The sequence below is a fragment of the Staphylococcus caeli genome, assembly GCF_051413795.1.
Classification (GTDB): Bacteria; Bacillota; Bacilli; order Staphylococcales; family Staphylococcaceae; genus Staphylococcus; species Staphylococcus caeli_A.
In genome coordinates this window covers 38,228-59,707 of record NZ_JBOIRQ010000003.1, presented here as the reverse complement: position 1 = coordinate 59,707, position 21,480 = coordinate 38,228, and the positions used below count along the sequence as shown (strand labels likewise).

Annotated in this window: 20 protein-coding genes; 11 read left to right on the top strand and 9 right to left on the bottom strand. The window is 34.4% G+C overall.

Annotated features, from left to right (window positions below; genetic code table 11):
* The first annotated feature begins 326 nt into the window (after window positions 1-326).
* The 4 genes from ACSULM_RS02845 to ACSULM_RS02830 all read left to right on the top strand — a co-directional run bounded on the left by ACSULM_RS02845 (window position 327) and on the right by ACSULM_RS02830 (window position 2,656).
* Complete coding sequence (locus tag ACSULM_RS02845) at window positions 327-791, top strand: CHAP domain-containing protein (protein WP_436860377.1); 465 nt, start codon at window positions 327-329, stop codon at window positions 789-791.
* Between the two features lie 138 nt (window positions 792-929).
* Window positions 930-1,250: a DMT family transporter gene (locus tag ACSULM_RS02840; RefSeq protein ID WP_436860376.1), complete on the top strand. Its 321-nt coding sequence runs from the start codon at window positions 930-932 to the stop codon at window positions 1,248-1,250.
* A complete protein-coding gene (locus tag ACSULM_RS02835; RefSeq protein ID WP_436860374.1) occupies window positions 1,250-1,564 on the top strand; it encodes a DMT family transporter in 315 nt (104 codons plus the stop codon). The genes ACSULM_RS02840 and ACSULM_RS02835 overlap by 1 nt, the downstream gene beginning before the upstream one ends.
* 135 nt (window positions 1,565-1,699) lie before the next feature.
* Entirely contained in the window at window positions 1,700-2,656 is a 957-nt protein-coding gene (locus ACSULM_RS02830; protein WP_436860373.1) for a 2-hydroxyacid dehydrogenase family protein, read from the top strand.
* Window positions 2,657-2,760: 104 nt separating this feature from the next.
* On the opposite strand, the gene ACSULM_RS02825 is transcribed toward ACSULM_RS02830, so the two are convergent.
* From ACSULM_RS02825 to ACSULM_RS02795, 7 genes are all read right to left on the bottom strand, one after another.
* Window positions 2,761-3,885: an FAD-dependent monooxygenase gene (locus tag ACSULM_RS02825; protein ID WP_436860371.1), complete on the bottom strand. Its 1,125-nt coding sequence runs from the start codon at window positions 3,883-3,885 to the stop codon at window positions 2,761-2,763.
* 80 nt (window positions 3,886-3,965) lie between these two features.
* The gene (locus tag ACSULM_RS02820; protein ID WP_436860369.1) at window positions 3,966-4,742 is read right to left on the bottom strand and encodes an N-acetylglucosaminidase; all 777 of its coding nucleotides are present in this window, start codon (window positions 4,740-4,742) and stop codon (window positions 3,966-3,968) included.
* A gap of 25 nt (window positions 4,743-4,767) precedes the next feature.
* Entirely contained in the window at window positions 4,768-4,989 is a 222-nt protein-coding gene (locus ACSULM_RS02815; RefSeq protein WP_436860367.1) for a hypothetical protein, read from the bottom strand.
* A gap of 243 nt (window positions 4,990-5,232) precedes the next feature.
* Window positions 5,233-5,703, bottom strand: coding sequence for a DUF1641 domain-containing protein (locus ACSULM_RS02810; protein WP_436854693.1), 471 nt, complete (start codon window positions 5,701-5,703; stop codon window positions 5,233-5,235).
* On the bottom strand, window positions 5,703-8,657 hold the full coding sequence (gene fdhF, locus ACSULM_RS02805; RefSeq protein WP_436860366.1) for a formate dehydrogenase subunit alpha: 2,955 nt from the start codon (window positions 8,655-8,657) through the stop codon (window positions 5,703-5,705). The genes ACSULM_RS02810 and fdhF overlap by 1 nt, the downstream gene beginning before the upstream one ends.
* 312 nt (window positions 8,658-8,969) lie before the next feature.
* Window positions 8,970-9,932, bottom strand: a complete 963-nt coding sequence (locus tag ACSULM_RS02800; protein ID WP_436860364.1) for an LCP family glycopolymer transferase — start codon at window positions 9,930-9,932, stop codon at window positions 8,970-8,972.
* A gap of 116 nt (window positions 9,933-10,048) precedes the next feature.
* Window positions 10,049-10,843 (bottom strand): inositol monophosphatase family protein, encoded by a 795-nt coding sequence (locus ACSULM_RS02795; RefSeq protein ID WP_436860362.1) that lies wholly within the window; start codon window positions 10,841-10,843, stop codon window positions 10,049-10,051.
* A gap of 403 nt (window positions 10,844-11,246) precedes the next feature.
* Between ACSULM_RS02795 and ACSULM_RS02790 the strand changes: the two genes are divergently transcribed.
* From ACSULM_RS02790 to ACSULM_RS02765, 6 genes are all read left to right on the top strand, one after another.
* Window positions 11,247-11,939, top strand: a complete 693-nt coding sequence (locus ACSULM_RS02790) for a helix-turn-helix transcriptional regulator (RefSeq protein WP_436860360.1) — start codon at window positions 11,247-11,249, stop codon at window positions 11,937-11,939.
* Window positions 11,940-12,247: 308 nt separating this feature from the next.
* The gene (locus ACSULM_RS02785) at window positions 12,248-12,577 is read left to right on the top strand and encodes a hypothetical protein (RefSeq protein ID WP_436860358.1); all 330 of its coding nucleotides are present in this window, start codon (window positions 12,248-12,250) and stop codon (window positions 12,575-12,577) included.
* Between the two features lie 104 nt (window positions 12,578-12,681).
* Window positions 12,682-13,731: a MupG family TIM beta-alpha barrel fold protein gene (locus ACSULM_RS02780; protein ID WP_436860356.1), complete on the top strand. Its 1,050-nt coding sequence runs from the start codon at window positions 12,682-12,684 to the stop codon at window positions 13,729-13,731.
* A 3-nt stretch (window positions 13,732-13,734) separates the two neighbouring features.
* Window positions 13,735-14,622: an N-acetylmuramic acid 6-phosphate etherase gene (gene murQ, locus ACSULM_RS02775; RefSeq protein WP_436860353.1), complete on the top strand. Its 888-nt coding sequence runs from the start codon at window positions 13,735-13,737 to the stop codon at window positions 14,620-14,622.
* A gap of 79 nt (window positions 14,623-14,701) precedes the next feature.
* Window positions 14,702-16,141, top strand: coding sequence for a PTS transporter subunit EIIC (locus ACSULM_RS02770; RefSeq protein ID WP_436860350.1), 1,440 nt, complete (start codon window positions 14,702-14,704; stop codon window positions 16,139-16,141).
* 2 nt (window positions 16,142-16,143) lie between these two features.
* Window positions 16,144-17,019: a MurR/RpiR family transcriptional regulator gene (locus tag ACSULM_RS02765; protein WP_436854674.1), complete on the top strand. Its 876-nt coding sequence runs from the start codon at window positions 16,144-16,146 to the stop codon at window positions 17,017-17,019.
* A 141-nt stretch (window positions 17,020-17,160) separates the two neighbouring features.
* Here the strand turns inward: ACSULM_RS02765 and ACSULM_RS02760 are convergent, their stop codons facing one another.
* Window positions 17,161-18,591, bottom strand: coding sequence for an alkaline phosphatase (locus tag ACSULM_RS02760; RefSeq protein ID WP_436860348.1), 1,431 nt, complete (start codon window positions 18,589-18,591; stop codon window positions 17,161-17,163).
* Between the two features lie 254 nt (window positions 18,592-18,845).
* Entirely contained in the window at window positions 18,846-20,234 is a 1,389-nt protein-coding gene (locus ACSULM_RS02755) for an amino acid permease (RefSeq protein WP_436860346.1), read from the bottom strand.
* 405 nt (window positions 20,235-20,639) lie between these two features.
* On the opposite strand from ACSULM_RS02755, the gene ACSULM_RS02750 reads away from it, so the two are divergent.
* Window positions 20,640-21,476 carry a formate/nitrite transporter family protein gene (locus tag ACSULM_RS02750; protein WP_436860344.1) on the top strand — a complete coding sequence of 279 codons (837 nt, stop codon included), beginning with the start codon at window positions 20,640-20,642 and terminating at the stop codon, window positions 21,474-21,476.
* Window positions 21,477-21,480 lie beyond the last annotated feature (4 nt).

Sequence of the window (21,480 nt, the reverse complement as noted above, 5' to 3'; positions counted from 1 at the left end):
TTGAAACACAATTTTGTGATTCTTTACAACAATTGTAACAATCAATTATTAGAAAAGAATAATTTTGAGTTAAAAACCTTATAACATCAGTGTTCGCGATATATTACGAGCGGACACCAATTTGTAACCTTACATCTCGTTTATTACAACGATGTGTGAGGTTTTTTTAATTGTTTTACAAAAGCGTAACAATGCACACAAAGCCTTTTTCTTCTGTTAGAGTATTACTTGTCGTTGAAAGCAACTCGAATTTATAAACTTTATATCATTAAGGCAAAACAACTTGCCATTTAAATATTTACAATCTTTGGGAGGATTTTTAAATTATGAAAAAATTAGTAACAGCAACTACATTAACAGCAGGTATCGGTGCAGCAATCGTAGGTTTAGATCACGGAAATGAAGCAGACGCAGCAGAACAAACACAACCAGCAACACAAGACAATACGCAATCTTCTGGTTCAAGTGCTAACTTATACACTGCAGGTCAATGTACTTGGTATGTATTCGATAAAGTTGGCGGTAACATCGGTTCTACTTGGGGCAATGCAAATAACTGGGCTTCAGCTGCTTCAGCTGCAGGTTACACAGTAAACAACTCTCCAGAAGCTGGTTCAATTTTACAATCAACTGCTGGTGGTTACGGTCACGTAGCATACGTTGAAAGTGTAAACAATGACGGTTCTATCACAGTATCTGAAATGAACTATAACGGTGGACCATTCTCAGTAAGTGAACGTACAATTTCAGCTGGTGAAGCAAGTTCATATAGCTACATCCATGTAAACTAATATTATTAACAATTGAATGTTTTTATAACCGATTAAGTGTGCGCACTTAGTCGTTTTTTTTATGTATCTCAGATGATTGAACGTTCATACATAATTTGAGAAAATAGTATAGTTACATAAAATAAGGAGGTACAATGCATGCAATGGTTTAAAGTCATCTTAGCTGGTCTTATTGAAATCGTCTGGGTCACTGGATTAAATACAGCCGATTCTCTATTAAGTTGGATTAGCACATTTATCGTCATTATTATTAGTTTCTTTCTCGTTATATCTGCATGTAAAACATTACCAGTAGGTACTGTATATGCTGTTTTTGTAGGTATCGGTGCAGTGGGTACGGTTATCGTCGACATGATACTATTCAATGATCCATTCAATATCGTTAAACTCGTGCTCATTCTATTATTGGTCATTGGTATTATCGGCCTAAAGTTATCTACAGAGGAGGCTGAAAATTAATGGCTTGGTTATTACTATTACTCGCTGGCTTACTAGAAGTAGTCGGTGTTGTTATTCTAAATGAAATTACACGCACAAAGAAAAAATGGCTCATCATTTTATTAGCCATTGCCTTTATTTGTAGCTTTAGCACACTTAAAGTGGCAATGAATGATATTCCAATGGGCACTGCTTATGCCATATGGAGTGGCATTGGCACAGCTGGCGGCACATTGGTCGGTATGTTTTTATATAACGAGTCTAAAAACGCCAAACGTATTTTCTTTATTGCCTTAATTATTTTATCTATCGTTGGATTAAAACTCGTAAATTAATACTCTATCATTGTGCCATAAGCAAATGTTGTAATATATGTTGTTCTTAAGTAAGTCATTTTATAATCAGCAACAGTATTATTTGTTTGAGTGATTGAATTTTAATATACTTTATATTAAAGGAAGTGATTAAACATGGTAAAAGTTTATATTGCAGGTCCAGTACCTGACGTGGGTTACCAATTGTTAGAGGATCAAGGTTACACTGTTGAAATGTATGAAGGCAACGGGATTATAGATAAGGAAACCTTAAAAGCCGGTGTCAAAGATGCAGACGCCCTAATTAGCTTATTATCGACACAAGTGGATCAAGAAATCATTGATGCAGCCGATAACTTAAAAATCATCGCTAATTATGGTGCAGGCTTTAACAATGTTGATATTGACTATGCAAGAGAGCAAAATATTGATGTAACAAATACACCTAAAGCTTCGACAAATTCAACTGCTGAGTTGACATTCGCACTCGTGCTTGCAGTAGCAAGACGTATACCAGAAGGCGATAAATTATGTCGTACAACTGGTTTCGATGGATGGGCACCACTCTTTTTCCGCGGTAGAGAAGTCTCTGGGAAAACAATTGGCATTATAGGTCTCGGTGAAATTGGTAGTGCTGTTGCCAAACGCGCCAAAGCATTTGATATGAATGTACTTTACACAGGTCCACATCAAAAGAAAGATAAAGAACGTGAAATCGGCGCAAAATATGTCGACTTGGAAACATTACTTAAACATTCAGATTTTGTAACAATTAATGCTGCGTATAGCCCAAGTTTGCATCATCAAATTGATACAAAACAATTAGAAATGATGAAACCAACGAGTTACCTTATCAATGCATCTAGAGGGCCAATTGTTCATGAACAAGCTCTTGTCAAAGCACTGCAAGATAAAGTCATTGAAGGCGCAGCGCTAGACGTTTACGAATTTGAGCCTGAAATAAATGATGCACTTAAATCACTAGATAATGTTGTCTTAACACCACATATCGGAAATGCGACATTCGAATCACGCGATATGATGTCTAAGATTGTGGCTAATGACACGATTAGCAAACTAAATAATCAACAACCTAAATTCATTGTAAATTAATCATACCTCAATAATTCGTCTCATTTTTTAAATGGCACCGCAAATTAAAACCTCGAGTTGCTTATCATCACGCAACCCGAGGTTTAATGTATTAAATATACTTATTATTTACTTTTTGATTTATATAAGAATTTCGTCTGACCAGCCACAAGACGGTTCGGTATCACCTTGGCCAATAAATTCCTACCAGCTACAATGACCTTATTACGTATTTGTGCTATTTTACCAATTTTTCTTGAACGCATTATTACTTTTTTAGTATGTTGTACACGTAGTTTATCATAACGTTGCAATGCCGCTTCAAATGGATAAGCCTTCAAGCAATTCGCTAAAACAATAGCATCTTCCATTGCTTGCCCTGCGCCCTGTCCCATATTTGGTGTAGTTGCATGTGCTGCATCGCCTAGCAATATCACACGTTGGTAGACAAATGATTTTAAAGGTTTTAAATCATAGATATCATGCAATAAGATATCCGTTTCACTTTGTTTGTCTAACACTTGTCGTACTTCATTTGGAAAATGATTAAATCGTGCTTGTAAATGTGGTTTCCCATACGCACGCATCTTTGCATCATTTTCCTTAGCATTAATAGAAATAAACCAATACGCTTGATTATTCAATAATGGTACAACCCCTACGCGACCTTTTGGTGACCAATATTCTTTTGCAATATTATCCGCTTTAATATCTACGTCATCTACTAAACCTCTAAAGACTGTATAACCTTGATAAATTGACTTACTATTTGGAACTACTGATTGTCTAATAGCTGAATGCAAGCCATCTGCGCCAATACATAAATCAAATGCTTCAGGTGCTTGTTCACTGAAATGTACAGTTACTTTTAATGCGCCATTATCTATATGTGTCACTTGATAGTTAGTATATATAGAAGATTCAGGTACATAAGACTTGATGACATCTATTAAGTTTTGACGTGTCATGGTTAAATTAATTGTATGTTTCTTCAATTTAGCCTTACTTAGTATGTTATTTTTGTCATCTAAAATTTCCATTATATCGACGACTTGTCCAATATTTTTAATACCTTTTGCTAAATCATGATCGCCTAGTTTATCGATAACGTTGCCACCAATACCTATGCCGGCACCGACTTCAGTGACTTCCTTATTTTTTTCAAAAATTTTAACTTCGTGTCCTTGTTCGCTTAATAATGCAGCTGCTGTTAAACCACCTATACCAGCACCGATGATTGCTATTTTCATCTTTGTTTCACTCCAAATTCACTTTTCTTGTCTTAATGTATTACTTCAATCTATCCGAATGTTGCATTATCATATATTCACTATAAGTAATAATCTTTGTTAACATGATCTTTCTTAATCCCAAGTTTATCATAGTACAACTTCATAAATGTAGCGATGTTCTCATCCCATTCAATATCACTAGCATATTGATGTTCTCCTGGCGATGCTGGGTGCCATCTCATTTGGTATAACGAGAGTTGTTTGTTTTCAAAATAATTATTTCTGACAAATTTTGCGCCGCCCATAATAGCTTTGTCAGGTGAAGTCCATGCTTGTTTTTTAGCATAACTACTACCAGTATGAACAGCATTCTCGTCAAATGCACCAATACCATAAAAGTTATAGTATTTTTCACCATTATCTTCGATGCCTTTTGCCAGCTCTGATTTACCATTGCCTGTCTCAACTAAAGCATGACTTACAAGATAAATAACATTAACTTCATATTTATCTTGCGCTTTTAAAAATGTCTTACCTTTGCCTTTTAAAATCCCTTTATCTTTCAAAATGCCATTGAGCTCTTGTTCAGACATAGGAACTTTTTCCGAAATATCCATATGATTTAAGTTGCCTTTATCACTATCGACAGCCATTGCCTTTTTCACATCAGTCTTTGACGCTTCTACAAATTGACCATCTTTCTCTGTCATATTTAATGTGCCTGCTCCAACTTGTTTCTCTACCGCTTCATTAAAAGTATGTGTTTTTTGATTATCAAAAAGATGTGTTTCATTAATGATGAATAGCACAGCAAATATCATAGCAATAAGGATAATTATAAACAATGGCATTTTACGTTTGATATTGTCATTCATTATGTGGAATCTCCTTAATTTGCAGCTATTTTGTTAACGTAATATACGCAATAATGATAGCGATGAGGACAATTACAAATGAAACATTAATTATAATTTTCATTGCTTTTCTATCTCTAAATAACGTGTTAAATATCATTAAACTAATTGCTAATGATACCACAAACATAGTTATAGCCATTACCATATGCATCGTTGCTAATAGTATGATACCAATGACTAAAAATACATTTGAGATAATAGCCATTATTTTGATTATTTTCGGGTTGATATGCCTTCCACTCCTTGCACTTTACTAAGTATAAATTTATCTCCAATAATAGAAATTGTATCACATTTAGTATAGTTTCAATATGTCATTTTTCAAACAACAAAAAAAGAGTGAGTCAGAAACCAAATGATTCACATTTGATTTCTAAAGCTCACTCATGTACATATATAGTTTTATCAACTTCAAAACTGATTTAAAATCGTTTTCCCAAAATATACTTTACGAATCTCTCGACATACCTCTTAACATGTTCAACATATAAGTTAAGCTACGATTCATTTCGTCATCTTTTAAGATGCCCATTAAGCCAGTAATTGATGTTTTTTGATTTGGATTTGCTTTATTTGCAACACTAAGCCCTTTGTTAACTTTATTCAACATAGTCGTTAAATCATCAACATCTAAATCTCCAAGTAAAAATACCAATGAAGCCATGTTCGATATTAATCCAGTATATTGTTCTTTGTTTAACTCTACAGAGAATTTATTCGCAATAACGCCTCTACTCTTGACTGCACCAGACATAGCATCTAGGAGTTTCGCATCATCTAAAGTACTAATTAGATTGATTGCTTTTAAGATACTATCCTTATTTGCTGCAATGGCATCAGTCACTTCTGCTAAGCTTTCTTGTTTAATCTGTTCTTCAGATTTCTGCATACGTTTAATATTCGTTATTCTTTCAGCCATTATTTATTCACCTGACTTCCTGGGAATGTATAATCTTCACGCTTCCATTTATCTTGAACACGAACACTATATTGTGGTTGACGTTGCTTATTCATACGGAAGTTTGTAGGGTTCAATGGTGACTTACCTCTACGCGTTTTCACTTCCATACGGCAACTTGTACGTTTATATGATGGCGTATCTGTATCTTTATCTACATCACTATTTGTTAGTAGATTAATTGCACCGTGATCACCATTTGCCATCGCATTGTTATTTAATGGAATATAAATCTCTTTGCCCTTAACTCTATCTGTTACGTGTGCAACGAGTTCCACTTCACCAGTTTCAGAAATTAATTTAATTTCAGCACCTTCATGAATGCCTCTATCTTCAGCAAGTTCTGGCGATACTTCAACAAACGCATTTGGCACTTTGTATTCTAAACCAGGCACTTTATACGTCATGTTACCTTCATGGAAATGCTCTAGTAAACGACCATTATTAACATGTAAATCATACTCTTCATTTACTTTAAAGAAATTATCGAATGTCAATGGATAGAAATTCGCTTTTTTATCTTCAAAATTAAATCCATTAAGATATAGCGTTGGCTCATCCGTACCATCTTCTGCTACTGGCCATTGTAAACTATTATAACCATCTAATCTGTCATAGTTCACACCAGAGTAAAGCGGTGTTAGACGTGCAATTTCGTCCATGATTTGACTTGGATGTTCATAATTCCAATCATAACCTAATGATTTAGCTACAGCTTGAATAATTTGCCAGTCTGGTTTTGAATCGCCTTTAGGTTCTAATGCTTGATATAAACGTTGAATACGGCGTTCTGTATTAGTGAATGTTCCAGTTTTTTCTAATGATGGACTCGCAGGTAATACCACATCTGCATACGTTGCTGTAAACGTAAAGAACTCATCTTGAACAACTAAAAATCCAACTTTTTCTAGCGCAGCTTGCACAAAGTTTATATTTGAATCAACGATGCCAGTATCTTCACCATATAAATAGAGTGAATCGATTTCGCCGTTATGAATTCCTTCCATCATTTGATGATTATCTTTACCAACTTTGCTTGGTAATGTTTCGCCATATTCACGTTCAAATTTAGCTCTAATAACATCATCTGTAACTTTCTGATAACCAGGGAATTGATCAGGCATACTACCCATATCACTACAGCCTTGAACGTTGTTGTGTCCACGTAGTGGATATGCACCAGAACCTGGTTTTCTATAGTTTCCTGTTGCTAATAATAAGTTTGAAATTGCAGTAGACGTATCACTACCAATATCTTGTTGCGTTACACCCATTGCCCAAGCAATTGATACAGATTTCGCATCTGCAACTTGTTGAGCAAAATCAATTAATGCGTCTTGAGAGATGCCTGTAGTTTCTTCGGCGAATGCCATTGTATAAGGTTCTAAAGATTTATAATATTCATCAAAACTATTTACCCACTCATTGATAAATGCTTGATCATGTAAGTCGTTATCAATAATATACTTCGTTACAGCAGATAGCCATACTAAGTCTGTACCTGGTTTCGGTTGATAGAAGTTGTCTGCACGCTCAGCCATTTCATGCTTACGAATATCGAATACATTGAGCGTATTGTTATATAATTTATGACCACGTTTAATACGTGATGCAATAACTGGGTGTGCTTCGGCTGTATTTGTTCCTATTAATACAACCATATCAGCAATTTCAAGGTCTTCAATGGAACCTGAGTCACCACCATGACCAACCGTTCTGAACAAGCCTTTCGTTGCTGGTGCTTGGCAATAACGTGAACAGTTATCCACATTATTTGTACCAATGACTTGTCTTGCTAATTTCTGCATAAGGTAAGATTCTTCATTTGTTGCTTTTGAAGAAGAAATAAAGGCTAATCCATCAGAACCGTGCGATGCTTTAACTTTATTAAAGTTTTCAGCTACAACACTTAATGCTTCTTCCCACTCTACTTCTTCAAACTGACCATTTTTACGAACTAATGGTTTCGTCAAACGTTCGTCAGAGTCAATATAATCCCAACCAAATTTACCTTTCACACATGAAGAAATTTTATTGGCTGGTGATTCATGTTGAGGTTGAACTTTTAATACTTCTCTATCTTTTGTCCAAACATCGAAAGAACAACCTACACCACAATATGTACATACCGTTTTTGTTTTTTCGATGCGTTCTTCACGCATAGCTGCTTCTGAGTCAGAAACTGCAAATAAAGGACCATAACCTGGTTCTGCTTTTTTCGTTAAATCAATCATCGCTGCTAAAGAACCTGGTTCTAAATCTGTCATATAGCCGGCGTTACCTTCCATATTGACTTCCATCATTGCGTTACATGGACAAACAGTTGCACATTGGCCACATCCAACACATGATGAGTCATTAATTGAAGTATCATTATCCCATATAACACGTGGTTGTTGGCGTTCCCAGTCAATCGTCAATGTTTCGTTAACTTGTACGTCCTGACATACTTCTACACAACGTCCACATAAGATACATTGATTTGGATCATAACGATAAAATGGACCGTAATCTTTTTCATATGGTTTCTCTTTATATTCGTATGTTTGATGTTCTAAGCCCCACTGATCCATCGTATTGTGAATTTCACAATCACCATTGTTATAATCACAAACTGTACAATATAGCATGTGTTTCTCTAAAATTCGATCCAATGCTTCTTTTTGACTCGTTTGTACTTTGTCATTTTGTGTATGTACAACCATTGGTTTGTCGATTGTTGTACTACATGCGCGTTGCATTTGACCATCAATTTCAACGGTACATGTATCACATGTTTGAATTGGACCAAGCGATTCGTTATAACATATTGATGGAACAAACGTGTCTTGAGATTTAATAAATTGTAATAAATTTGTTCCAGGTTCAACAAGATAATCTTTGCCATCTAATGAGACAATTAAATGTTCTTGCATCTTCTTCACCCCTGCTTTTATATTTGTTTTGCCCATGCATTTAACTTCTTAAGATGTTTTATAACATTACATCTAAAAAGCCCCACACTTTTTCAAGATAATGTTACTTTATATTGTATAGGTATTTTGAGGAAATGTTAAGGTTTTCTATTATATTTACTCACTTTTAATAAAATAGCCTCACATTTAATTCATGTCCTTTTTTATTACTATGCGCTAAAGACATACGAAGATATTTGTTACCTTTCAGGGATAACGTATAAAAAAAGACTCCGTATTTGCGAAAAACGCAATTTACAGAGTCTCTAAAAATTAAATACCTAAGTTGTCTTTGATGCTAGATTCGATTTCACTTAATGAACTTTCACTTGGCACAAAATAATATAATCCGTCGTCTTGAATACCGCCTTGACCATCAAGTTGATGTCTATGAACGTTGTCGTTCGCATTTTTATAATTACTTCTAACTGTGTTTAATTCACCGATTGTTAAATCAGTTTTCACATTATCTTCAACGTGATTCATCAAAGAATTAAAATGTGTTACAGAACTTATGCCTGTTAATTTATTTGCTAATCCTTGAATTACGAGTTGTTGACGTTCTTGTCTACCAAAGTCTCCACCTGCACCATCTTCTTTACGACTTCTAATAAACGCCATCGCTTCATTACCATCCATTTCAGTTTTTTCACCTTGTGTGAAGTGATAGCCATGGAATGAGAATGTTGCATTACTTGTTACTGTAATGCCACCAACTGTATCGATCATGTCTTTCATACCATCCATATCTATCGTTGCATAGTGATCAATTGGCACATTTAATAATTTTTCTACAGATTTAACTGCCATATCAGGGCCACCATAAGCATAAGCATGATTAATTTTTTCTGTTGTTCCTTTACCTACGATATCCGCTTGAGTGTCTCTTGGGATACTTACGATTTCAGTTGTTTTCTTTTCTGGATTCACTGACAATACCATAATCGTATCACTACGTTGGCCACCACCATTTGCTGCTCTTTTTGCATCAGAATCAACACCAAATAATGCAATAGTGAATGGATCTCCATCTTTTAAATTCACATTTTTATCTCTAAGTTCAGATTTTTCTCTATCTAAAGGATTGTGTATAGCTCCCCCAACTGAAAAGATTTTAAATCCTAAATAAATAACTGCTAATAATGCCAATAATACTAATATTCCAAAAAACCATAACATAATCTTAGCAGGTACACTCATCTTTCTTTTTTTATCAGAACGATTCACATTTATCATTCTCCATTTCTCTATTCAATTTTATACTCTATTTAATATTACATTATATAGTAATAAAAAAATTATGACATAGTGCTTTAGTCCTATTCTTTTTTTAATTAATAAAAGTTATCAATTTAATATTTCTTATAACCATCGCCAGCATTCAAGATTGCTAACATGTCTGCGTGACAGCCTTTATTACTAATAATAAAAGGACCAGCCGTTGAAAAATCTAACGGTTCATTATCTAAGGTAGTCATTTTCAAGCCTAACTCACTAGCAAATAAAAATTGGGCTGCAATATCCCATGGTTTAGGATTAGTGTTAACGTGTGCACCAAATTGCCCCTTAACTACTCTCATAGAATCTAACCCACATGAACCAATACATCTATATCCAAACGTAGCTGCATTTAAATCGCTAATCGTGTCATCATTAATCACCAATGGATTATATGATACAATCGCATCCTTTAATTCAAGCATCTCTGGTTCCTGTAACGACTTGCCATTAACATAAGCACCATAACCTTTTATAGCTTTATAAAGTTGGCCATGAGGGTAATCATATATGTATGATAGTATTGGTTCTCCGTCGACAAAATATCCCAGTATAATACAATAATCTTCTTGTTGCTTAACTAAATTTGTCGTACCATCTATAGGATCCATAATCCAAACATGTCCCTGTTTTGCATTAATATCATCATTCGATTTTTCTTCGGCAAACAACTGATGATTGGGAAAATGTTCATTCAAAAATCGTTCAAAATTTTGTTGAATCATTTTATCTACATTCGTAACTAAGTCAAATCTATTTTGCTTAGTCGTCGTAACCATATCATTTATCAGCTTCGGAATAATATCGTCAAGTGTCGCAAGCCATGTATTAATAGCATCATCGACTTGCATTAATTGCGCGCTTTCCATTTGAGTTACACCTCTTTTTTTATATAATTATTTAAAAATTACTATGTATAATTTGTTATATTTTATCATATAACATTATTTAAAATCGCCCATTTATATATTGAATAAAATAAAACCGATTAGCGTGGCTAATCGGTTAAATAGAAAGGAAAGTAAGTAATAAATATTGAAGATGTTTGATTCGTAACTCGAACAAATAGATGTAAACAAAACTATATGTAATAGCCTACCCCTTTGCCATCTATTCGCTACCCCCTTGTTACTAAATTTATATTAACATAAGTTACACGAAAATGTAAGCGTTTTCTTTAAAAAATTCACTTTTTTTGTTCTAAATGTCGTCATTGTCACTTTTATGCTATAATAAATGTAATATGTAATCATTCGGGAGGTGACTTTCTAAATGAATAAACGCGAAAGACAAAACAAACTTGTTCTAGCTATTCAAGAGAATAGACAAATTACTGCGTCAGAATTAGCAACAGACTTAAATGTTTCGAAACGTACAATTTTACGTGACATCCAAGACTTAGAAGATCAAGGCGTTAAAATTCTTGCAAAACACGGTAAACTCGGCGGTTACCAATTGCAAGAAGCACCGAATAGTTATGAAATAGAGCTAACAGAACATCAATTGTCCGCTTTATTTCTCGTACTTAATGAAAGTCAATCTTATTCAACATTACCTTATAAAGAAGAAATTAATGCAATTATAAAAAAATGTTTGAACTTGCCTTATACGAAAATGAGGCGTGCTTTAAAAAAACTAGATCGCTATATAAAATTTGACCATAGTGAACATGCAAACTTGCCTACTATTTTTTCAGATATACTTATCTATTGTACTGAAAGAAATGTAATGGCAATGGAATATGACAATCGCTCAGCTATTGTAACTGAAAATGTTATTTTTATTGGCTTACTTTGTGAAGAAGGTCTATGGAAAGCTGTAATTTTTGAAATTGGACTTGGTAAAACGAATGAAATACCTATTGTTGATATACATGATATTTCATACTCATTTGGCAAGACAATTAAGACACAAGACATAACCGTTAATAATTATCAGCAATTTTCAAATCCAACTGAGCTTTAGCCTTCAGTTGGATTTTTTAGAACTAATCATTTGTTCACAAAACACTTCCTCAACTTTTAACTTAATGTGGTAACATTCTAAACAACCCTTTTAATACAATCTATTTTACCTATCATCGCTTCACTCACATTTTCCAAACTTCCTACTAAAAAAGAAGTCTCAGATACTTTTTCAAAACAAGCCATCCTTACCGTTGTAGGTCTACGAAATCTCTATTAGCTAATTTGCTTTCTGCTCTAGCACCTTTCCCCTCTCGATTCATATTTACATATCTTACATTAACTCATTATCAATGAAAGGAAGATTATATGTATCATCTAGAATTCCACGATTTAGAAACACGCATTGCTAAACTCATAAATCTAATAGAAATATTTAAATTTGGTTATGTCACAAATCATAAGCACAAACTTCAATATAAAACTGATATCCACACATTTGTTGAATCTGAGTATGAAGCCTTTAGTGATTTGAACCTCAGACACATGTCGCTATTCCACTACAATTATTACCTATTTCTTTCAGACCAAATAAAACAGCCCATTGACGAATTAACCGTTGGCAATACGCCTAAACATATTGATGCCATTCAACAACGATTACTAAGAATTCACCAACAACTTTTATATTTTCTGTAACAATATTACGGATTTATAGATTTAAGAAATTTGAAATTGTAATACTATTTCATGTATTGTACAATGAAACCGATTACAGTATATAAACAAAGGGAGTGATCTTAATGCATGGCTTTTCGGTTTACCTTGGACAACCAATAAACAAATCATATATTAGGCATATGGTTGATTTAGGCTATTCAACGATTTTCACTTCTGTTCAAATACCAGAAGAAGATGAAAGTACTAAGTATCGTTATTTAGAGGAACTTTTCGCATATTTAGCTAACGATACTTTAACCTACATGATAGATATCAATCCTTCACTACTTAACCGTTCTTTTTTTCAATTTCTAAAGCAACATACATCGGCTGAATTTATTATACGTATCGACCATAGCACCTCTATTGAAGTTATCCGTGAAATTGTTGATAATGGCTTTCTTTGTTGTCTAAATGCAAGCATTATATCAGAATCATTGTTACGTCAACTCAACACGCAATTAGATAGTTTCGACCGATTATGTTATTGTCACAACTACTATCCTCGTCCAGACACAGGCTTAACCGCTTCATATGTTCATTCACAGAATAAACGCATCTTAAAATATAACGCTAACGCAAATATTTATGCATTTATTGCTGGCACAACAAAGCGAGGACCTTTATATAAAGGCCTTCCAACGATTGAAGTAACTCGTGATGTGCATCCTGTCGTTAGCGCACAGTTATTACTGAATCATCACACCCAACACGTCATCATTGGCGATCCATCTTTTGAACCAGATCAAGCACAACAATTAATTACAGCTATTAGAGATAGACACTTCAAGTTACCGATAACTTTATACGATGAACAATGTGAATACATTTTACAAAATCAACACACTGTGCGCGTTGACAACCCTGAACATGTTATTCGTTCCCAAGAAGCACGTCATTATTGCCAGTCCGATATTCAACCTAATTTCATAAAAATGCGTACGTATGGTGCTATAACGGTTGATAATCAACTAAATGGTCGCTATCAAGGAGAATTACAATTAATTAAGCAACCCTTACCACAACATCCACACATCAATATTGTAGGTCACGTTGCCAAGCATGATTTACCACTAATTGAGTGCTTACGTCCAAATGACACATTTGAATTTAATATAATTTCTAGGAGTTGAACCATGAATAATTCAATTACAGAAGCAAGAAATGAAGCCACAATGCATTTAGATGAAATGACGATTCTTGAAGCTTTAGAAACAATGAATGCTGAAGATCAAAAAGTACCTCAACAGATAAAATCCATCTTACCCCAGCTAGCCAATGTCATACAGATGACAACACATCAGTTTAAGCTTGGTGGCCGTATCTTTTACATTGGTGCCGGCACAAGTGGTCGTTTAGGTGTACTTGATGCAGCAGAATGTGTGCCTACGTTCAACACATCTCCAGACGAAATCATTGGTTTGATTGCAGGTGGTCAAAAAGCAATGACCGTTGCAGTTGAAGGAGCAGAAGATAGTGAATCACTTGCACAAAATGATTTAGCTCAATTACATCTTAATCATAATGATGTCGTTATCGGTATAGCTGCTAGTGGTAGAACCCCTTATGTAAAAGGTGGTTTGAAATACGCTACTTCTATAGGTGCTCAAACAGTCGCTATCTCATGTAATACTCATACAGAAATTAGTAAATTGGCTCAGCACCCTATCGAAGTAAATGTTGGTCCAGAAGTATTAACCGGATCCACACGATTAAAGTCAGGTACTGCTCAAAAGCTCATCCTTAACATGATCTCTACATTAACTATGGTCGGTGTCGGTAAAGTTTACGGTAACCTGATGGTCGATGTTAAAGCAACAAATGAAAAACTTGTCGATCGTTCAATACGAATCATTCAAGATATATGCGATGCAACATATACTGAGGCAGAACAACTGTATCACGCTGCTGACCAAAACTTGAAAGTCGCAGTCGTCATGCATATATGTAATATTGATAAATCAGAAGCAATCACAAGACTAGCTGAAAATGGCAATATCATTAAAAAGGCCATTCAATTTTAATTCATTTTTTAAAATAAAATAAATATGCTTCAAATTTTAATGATAATCATATATACGATTATTTAAAGGAGGCCCTGATATGACAAAAGAACAAGTATTAGCCGAAAATATTATTGATGCTGTCGGCGGTATGGACAATATCGATAGCATCATCAATTGTATGACTCGAGTCAGAATTAAATTGATTGATGAAAGCAAAGTAAATTACGAGCAACTTAAATCCATACAAGGGGTTATGGGTGTTGTTAAAGATGAACGTCTTCAAATTGTTGTCGGCCCTGGAACTGTCAATAAAGTGGCAGCACATATGTCAGAATTAAGTGGCGTTGATCTAGGTGAAACAATTCCACATCATTCAAAAAATTATCGTGCGCATGCAGAAGCCCAAGCACAAAAAAATAAATCAGAATTTCAAAGCCAGCAAAAACGCGGTAAATTTAACAAATTGTTAAAAACAATTGCCAATATTTTCATTCCTCTAATTCCTGCGTTTATAGGTGCTGGTTTGATTGGCGGTATCGCCGCAGTGTTAAATAACTTATTAACTGCAGGTACGATTTCAGGAGATTGGATTACACAACTTGTTACTGTATTTAATGTGATTAAAGATGGGATGCTTGCTTATCTTGCTATATTCACTGGAATTAATGCTGCAAAAGAATTCGGAGCAACTCCTGGTTTAGGTGGCGTTATAGGTGGTACTACATTATTGACGGGACTAACAGATAAAAATATGATTACTAATATTTTTACTGGTGAACCCCTTCAACCTGGTCAAGGTGGTATTATCGGTGTCATCTTTGCAGTTTGGTTGCTTAGTGTCGTTGAAAAACGTCTACATAAAGTTGTTCCAAATGCCATTGATATCATAGTTACACCAACCATTTCATTATTGATCATCGGCTTATTAACTATCTTTATCTTTATGCCTGTAGCAGGATTCGTTTCTGACGGATTGGTACATGTTATCAATGGCATCATTGATATTGGGGGCGTTTTTAGTGGATTTATTATTGGGGCATTCTTCCTACCATTAGTTATGTTAGGATTACATCATATGTTTACGCCTATTCATATCGAAATGATTAATCAAACTGGAGCAACATACTTACTTCCAATTGCCGCAATGGCTGGAGCTGGACAAGTGGGCGCTGCCCTTGCACTTTGGGTAAGATGCCGTAAGAATACAACATTAAGAAATACTATTAAAGGTGCGCTACCAATCGGATTTTTAGGAATTGGTGAACCTCTAATTTACGGTGTGACTTTACCTCTTGGCAAACCATTCATCACTGCATGTATTGGTGGCGGTATCGGAGGCGCTGTTATTGGCGGCATCGGTCATATCGGCTCAACAGCAATTGGTCCAAGTGGTATTTCGCTATTGCCATTGATTTCAAATCATATGTATTTAGGCTACATTGCAGGACTAATCGCAGCATATGCAGGTGGCTTCGCATTCACCTATCTCTTTGGAACAACCAAGACTATGCGAGAATCTGATACATTAGGTGATTAAATATGACCAACGTACTCTATAAAATTGACAGCAATTATAAACAACTAACTAAAAGCGAAAAGAAGATAGCAGATTATATATTAAATACACCACACAAAATCATAAATATGTCTGTCCAAGATTTGTCTAACGAAATTGATACGAGTACAGCTTCTATTGTAAGATTTAGTAAAAAGATTACAAATAAAGGCTTTCAAGACCTTAAAATAGCAATCTCGCGCTATATGCCAGATGACGCTATTAACAATAGTCATCTTGAACTCGTCGATAATGAATCTGTGACAACACTTAAAAACAAGATGCTATCACGTGCCACAGATACAATGAACTTTGTGTCCAACCATATTGATGATCAATGTATTGATCATATTTGTGATACTATGAAGCGTTCACGCACAATTTTTCTCTTTGGCTATGGCGCATCACTTGTTATTGTGACAGATTTATTTCAAAAATTATCACGCATTGGACTAAATGTGCGGCTTATACAAGAAACACATTTATTCATGTCAACTTTAGCAACACATGATGAACGCGATTGTATTATATTCGTGACAAATCAAGGCAATCATAGTGAAATGCAATCAATGGCAAAGGTTGCTTCAGATTATAGTGTGCCAATTATTACAATCTCTAGTTCAAATGATAATCCAGTTGCTAAAATATCTGATTATACTATTATTTATGGTCAAACAGATGAAAATGAATTACGCATGGCAGCAACTACATCCTTGTTTGCCCAACTATTTACAGTAGACATATTATATTACCGTTACATCGCCTTAAATTATCAAAGTGCTTTGGATTCCATTACACAATCAAAAATGGCACTCGATAATTATCGCAAACATCTTTCAAATATCCGCTTTAAACATTAATACATTAATAATAAAAGACACTTTCGTTATTTTTCATGGAAAAGCTATCCATGTAATCGAAAGTGTCTTTTTAAATTACATATTTTAGTATAGAAAAAACCGAGACAAAATTATTGTCCCGGTCTGTCAGTACTCATTTGGTTATTGTTGGTTATTTTGGAAGAAATCAAAGATATTTTTAGCATTATCTGTGTTATCAATATTGCCGTGGAATCTGTCACTACCAGGACCAAATGCGTAAGTATTTACGTCTTCCCCTGTATGACCGTAAGTTGTCCAACCCGTATTAGATTTATCATTAATTGGTTTTTGAACAGCATCTTGAAGTTTTTGATATGCATCTTTATATGCTTTGTCTTCTTCATCAAGTTTGCTTACTTTCTTAGCTTCTTCATTGATTTTATCAATTTGGTCTTGTTTCACTTCGAAACCATAACCATCTTTGATAACTTTAGCTGCATCTTTACCACTTGCAATTTGTTTAGTCATGTATGCACCAGAATGTTTCATTGAATGAATTGCGTCTGGGTTCCAAACATAATCTTTACCTTTTGCAATTGATAAACCACCCGTTGAATGGTCAGCAGTAGCAACGATAAGTGTATCTGGATTTTCTTTCGCATATGTTGTTGCATAATCAAACGCTTTTTCGAAACCTTGCATCTCTGACATTACACCTGTAATATCATTCGGGTGACCAGATTTATCAATTGAAGCACCTTCTACCATTAAGAAGAAGCCTTTTTGATTTTGTTTCAATTTATTGATTGCAGTATCTGTCATATCAACTAGTTTTGGATTCTTTTTAGGAGCATCAATTTGTAGAGGCATGTCATTATCTGCAAACAAACCTAAAATTTGGTTACTCTTAGAATTTTGCATTTGTGATTTATTCTTCACCACATCATAGCCATCTTTTTTGAATTTCTTCGTTAAATCGCCATTTTCTTTACCAAAATACTCTGCACCACCACCAAGTAATACATCTACTTTATGTTGACCATTGATTTTGTCATTGTAAAATTGTTGCGCAATTTCATCTTTTTTGTCACGATCGTCAACATGTGACGCATATGCTGCAGGTGTTGCATCTGTGATTTCTGCTGTAGAGACAAGTCCCGTAGATTTACCATTTTCTTTAGCTTGCTCTAATACAGTTTTAACTTTTTGTTTGTTTTCATCGACACCTATTGCACCATTATATGTTTTATGTCCTGAGCTAAATGCAGTAGCACCTGCTGCAGAATCTGTTACATTTTCTTTTGGATCATTAGGATTCGTACGTTGGTTCCCTACTAAAAAGTTATCAAATGCTGTCTTATCCATTTCTTTTGTTTCTGGTTTGTCTGCAAAATAACGGTATGCTGAGTTATATGAAGGACCCATACCATCACCAACTAAAAAGATTACGTTTTTAGGGTTTTTAGTATTTCCCATATAAGATACATTATCATCTTGATTTGCTGTTTCTCCACCACCAGACGCAAACGTTGGTTGTGCACTCCCCAATGCAGTTCCAGCCACAATTGCACTTGCTACAGAAATAGTTGCTAACCTGTTGAAGATTTTCATAAATTAATAACTCCTTTAAAATATGTATTATCATGCTACATATTCAGTTTAAATCACGAGTTTTGAGTGAACATTTTAATAACGTTAATTTTCTGTAAATTAATCATTTTCAAAATATAAATTGAATATTAAGGGCTTGTTCAATTCTACTAGATTGATACGACGATGCTTGTAGATATGATCGAATAAATGCGCATTTTCATCAAAAAAGGACCCATCCATTAACTGGATAAGTCCTCATATCTTACAAATTATTAAAGTTGTTGGTCTTTACTTAATTTATGATAACCTTTGATGAAAAAGAACAGTGTCATAAATGATAAGAATACGATACCAATTACTACAGAAACTACAGTTTCTTTATTAAATAACATACCGATCAATACCATGATAAAGAATGCCATTGTAATGTAGTTCGTGAACGCACCACCTGGCATTTTGAAAGGATGTCCTTCAATTTCTTCAGGATGGTTTTTTCTAAATCTCAAATGACTGATTAATATCATAAACCACGGTACCATACCAGGTAATATAGACGCACTATATACATAAACGAATACACTATCAGCACCTTTAATAAATAAAGGTAGAATTACATTTAATAATGCACCGATTAAAATACCTACTGCGATTGCTACTACTGTCCATACTGGCACACCATTCTTCATTACTTTCGTAAAGAATTTAGGTAACATACCTTTTTGAGATAAGTTCAACGTCATACGACTTGCACTAAAGATACCTGAGTTACAACCAGACATCGCTGCAGTTAACACTACAAAGTTGATAAGACCAGCTGCAAATGTGATACCTACTTTAGCAAATGTCGCTACGAATGGGCTACCAATATTGCCTAACTCATCCCATGGATAAACAGTGACGATTACGAAAATCGCACCAATATAGAAGATAAGTATACGCCAGATAACACCATTTACTGCACTCTTAATATTTTTCTGTGGATCTTTAGTTTCACCAGCTGTAATACCGATAAGTTCCACACCTTGGTACGAACCGATAACAATTGAAAGTGCAAAGAAGAAACCTACCCAACCATTCGGGAAGAATCCACCATGTGACCATAAATTAGAAAGTCCAATTGCTTCGCCACCGTTTCCAAGCCCAAAGAAAATTAATCCGAAACCAGCAACAATCATCAATATAATCGTTACTACTTTAATCATCGCAAACCAAAATTCAAACTCACCAAATGCTTTTACAGATACTAAGTTCGCACCTGCTAATAATAAAACTACAATAACACCTGGAATCCATTGAGGTAAATCTGGGAACCAATAGTTCATATATTCACCAACTGCTATTACCTCACTCATACCAACTACTACCCATTGGAAAATATTACTCCATGCTGTTAAATAACCTGCTACTGGATGTATGTAATCACTTGCGAAGTTAGCAAATGAACCTGAAGTTGGGTGTAAATAAACCATTTCTCCCATTGCTCTCATAACTAAAAATAAGAAAATACCTGCAATTAAATATGCAAATATTACGGATGGCCCAGTCCATTTTATAGTACTCGTCGCTCCCATAAAGAGTCCTACACCAATTGTTCCACCAAGTGCAATCATACGCATTTGACGTGCACCTAGTCCCCTTTGTAATTCGTTATTCTCTTCCATCTTTCAAACCCCATCTCATTCAAATATAAGTAATTGTAAATTCACTTATTATGTCGTTATTATACTATAAATTCAAAAAATTAAAACAATTATTTTGGTTTTTGTAAGGGCTTACATTTCCCGTAATTAATTGTATGCGATTTTAGAATAAAAAGCAAAGTCTTTTTTATTAGTTGATTATTTTAATTTTGCAAATGCATTGTCTTAGTATATCACTTTAATTTTAATATTAATGGGAACTACGATTTGGGTGAAAATAACCTAAATGTTTTTAGAAAGTACTGTTATATTTTACTTTATCCCATCCTGCATCAGAAATGTATTTTAGTATATTTTGTGAATTAATTCACAAAAACAAGATATCATAGTATACTTTGCTTATTCCAAGAAAGTGAGGACAATACATTGAATGAGAAAAACATAAAATGGGATAAAGTTTTTTATGGTAAAGCATGGATTAATCATGTAGTCGATACAATTAGAACCAAAGATGTGCTTCAAAGTTTTTATTTCAAACGCTATTTACTCCGCGCAATTATGGCTGGTTTTATTTTAGGGGTAATTACCGTCTTCGTATTACTAATAAGAGCTTCTTTAGATACACAAATACCTGTCGGAGCTACAAATTTAATTGCGTCTATTGTATTTAGCTTTGCACTCGTTTTAATTCTCTTTACCAATTCAGAATTACTAACAAGTAATTTTATGTATTTTACAGTTGGACTCTATTATCACGTCATAAGTCCAATTCGTGTATTAAATATTTTCACCCTTTGCTTTGTAGGCAATGCCTTAGGTGGTTTTATATTCTTTGTCATACTACGTGGTTCCGATGTAATGACACCAGAAATGTTTGCACAACTTGAAGCTACTATTGAACATAAAACATTAACTGCCGGCTTTTTAGCCATTCTCATCAAAGGTATATTTGCTAATTTCTTTATTAACATTTCTTTAGTAATCGCTATGCAAATCGATGATATTCTAGCCAAAATGTTTGTCATGATGTTTGGTGTTTCTATTTTTGCATTTATGGGTTATGAACACGTCGTTTATAATTCCGTACTTTTCGCTGGTGGACTCATTTACCAAAGTGACACATTGTCATTCATATCTGCTATCGTCAATTTAATCGGTGCCGGAATTGGTAACTATATCGGTGGCGGTTTAATCATTGGTTTATTCTATGCTTATTTGAACGACCATCATCAATACGATAGTGAATCTTTGAGAAACCGATAAATCA